This is a genomic window from Sutterella sp. (assembly GCF_030539355.1).
In the GTDB taxonomy this organism is placed as follows: Bacteria; Pseudomonadota; Gammaproteobacteria; order Burkholderiales; family Burkholderiaceae_F; genus Sutterella.
This window is the reverse complement of record NZ_JAUNSF010000187.1, coordinates 1-2260: the sequence shown is the minus strand read 5'-3', so window position 1 is coordinate 2260 and position 2260 is coordinate 1. Positions and strand designations below refer to the sequence as shown.

The following is a 2260-nucleotide window of genomic DNA, read 5'->3' as shown; positions in this document are numbered from 1 at the left end:
AAAAACAAAACCGCCTCAGGCGGAGGTGCCTTGAGGCGGTTCTGGTTCGGTTCCGGCAGGAGGTGATCAGTCGTCGGAACGCGTGGCGATCTCGCGGGTCTTGGAGGAGCTGATCGTGCGCACGAGGCTGTCGAGCAGCGCGGAGAGTTCCTTGATCAGGTTCGAGGAGGTGAGAACGCCGACGAGGCGGCCCGTGTCATCGACGATCGGCAGACGGCGGATGCCGTTCTCGCGCATGCGGGCGAGGGCGGTGACCATGCCTTCGCGTTCGTTGGAGGTGACCACCGGAGTGGTCATCAGATCTGCGACGGTGACCTTGGCAAGGTCAAGTCCGCGGGCGACGCCTTCGATCGTGATGTCGCGGTCGGTGATCATGCCGAGCGGACGATTGTCCTCGCCGGTGACGACGAGGCTGCCGACATGCTCGCGGCGCATCTGGGACGCGCACTCAAGGATGGTCTTCTCCGGACCGATGGTGGCGACCTGGTGAACGGCCATGTCGATGACTTTCAGCGAACGTGTTCTCATTTTTCTCTTGCGTTTCTTCTTTTGCTTGGTGGCGCGCAGGACGCGGGAATCATCCGCGTCCTGTCAGCCAATTGATTCTAGACGAGCCGTTCTGCGGCCGCAGGTGATCACTCGTCGTCTTCTGCGTCATGCGCCGCAGATGCGCCGATGATGCGCTCGAAGCTATGGAAGTCGTAGAGGTTCTTGTCCATCAGGTGCGAGGGCGAGACGCGGGTGAGGCTCATGAAGATGTTGTAGATGCGGCCCGGGAACTCTCGGTCCCAGCTTTTCATCAGGGCCTTGATCTCCTTGCGCTTCAGGTTCTCGCCGGCGCCGCAGATGCCCTTGGCGGCGAGCGGATAGCCGCGGATCTTCGCGAGCTTCTCGGTCTCGTACTCGCGGATGTAGGCGAGCGGGCGGATCACGACGCAGTCACGACGGTCGTTCATCAGCACGGGCGGCATGGCCTTGAGGCGGCCGCCGTAGAAGAGGTTGAGCAGGAGCGTGCTGACGATGTCGTCCATGTGGTGACCGAGGGCGACCTTGTTGCAGCCCTTCTCGCGGGCGACGCGGTAGAGGATGCCGCGGCGCAGACGGGCGCAGAGCGAGCAGACGTTTTTCCCTTCCGGAATGAGCTTCTGGATCAGGCTGTTCGTGTCCTGGTCCTCGATGTGGTACGGCACGCCCGTGCTCTCGAGATGCGCGCGGAGCTGCTCGAGCGGGAACTCCGGGATGTGCTGGTGCACGTTGACCGCGAGCAGTTCGAAGTGAATGGGGGCGCGGGCCTGAAGGGTCTTCAGGGTGTCGAGCAGCACGTAGCTGTCCTTGCCGCCGCTCATCGCCACCATGACGCGGTCGCCTTCCTCGATCATTCCGAAGTCGGTGATCGCCTGCGCGGTGAGGCGGACGACGCGTTTCTCGAGCTTCTTCTGCGAGACGGACTTGCGGTTGCGGTCGGAAGGGAGCGTCTCCCCGGTCGGGGAGGTGAAGATGTTGATCGGTTCACTCATGGAGAAATTCAGGAGATGAAGGGCGCCGGTGCGCGCCAGGTTTCAATGCCGACGGACTCGACGTCCGAGTAGGCGTCGGGCTTCGCGGTGACGACGCGGACGAGCTCCACGCCGGGGAGTGTGCAGACGCGGTCAAGCATGCGGTCGACGAGCGTCTCCTGCAGGTCGATGTGGCCGCGGCCGGCTGCCTCGCGAAGCGCATCCACGATGAGGTCGTAGTTGAGCACGTCCTCGATCGCGTCCCGCGAGCTCGTCTGGCGCGAGAGTCTCACCCACACGTCGCAGTCAACGAGAACGGGCTGGGGGGCGAGACGCTCGTGGTCATAGGCGCCGATACGGCAGGAAAGTTTCAGTCCGCGGACGAGAATCCGGCGGCAGCTGAAGCGCAGGCTTTCAGGCGTGACGGTCATGACGGGAGGGAGCGTCGGAGAGGAGTCGAAGGGGCGGAGATGCATTTTAGGAATTCTGTAGAGATCCGGACGACAAGGGATCGGGCCCGGGAGTTCGATGAGGCGGAAGTATCCGATACCCGAAGGAAGATGGTAACGATCAACGCAGGAGTGATGTTCCCGGACCGCGGAAAGAAACGGCGGGGGGTACAGAATTCTTCAGTACGATGAAGAAATATGGCCGGATTTCTTCATTACGATGAAGAATTCCGGACTTTGGAATCTGCCGGAAAAGGGACGGGAGGTCCCGGTGACGCTTCGGTAAAATGATCGGACCATGCGCTGGGCACTAGT

3 protein-coding genes are annotated in these 2260 nt (G+C 62.2%); all 3 read right to left on the bottom strand.

Going from position 1 to position 2260, the window contains the following annotated elements; all coding sequences use genetic code 11:
- Positions 1-66: 66 nt before the first annotated feature.
- The 3 genes from Q4F91_RS13385 to Q4F91_RS13375 all read right to left on the bottom strand — a co-directional run bounded on the left by Q4F91_RS13385 (position 67) and on the right by Q4F91_RS13375 (position 1972).
- Complete coding sequence (locus tag Q4F91_RS13385) at positions 67-528, bottom strand: CBS domain-containing protein (protein WP_303338229.1); 462 nt, start codon at positions 526-528, stop codon at positions 67-69.
- Positions 529-635: 107 nt separating this feature from the next.
- A complete protein-coding gene (ttcA, locus tag Q4F91_RS13380; RefSeq protein ID WP_303338228.1) occupies positions 636-1517 on the bottom strand; it encodes a tRNA 2-thiocytidine(32) synthetase TtcA in 882 nt (293 codons plus the stop codon).
- A gap of 8 nt (positions 1518-1525) precedes the next feature.
- Positions 1526-1972 carry a dihydroneopterin aldolase gene (locus Q4F91_RS13375; RefSeq protein WP_303338227.1) on the bottom strand — a complete coding sequence of 149 codons (447 nt, stop codon included), beginning with the start codon at positions 1970-1972 and terminating at the stop codon, positions 1526-1528.
- Between the last annotated feature and the right edge of the window lie 288 nt (positions 1973-2260).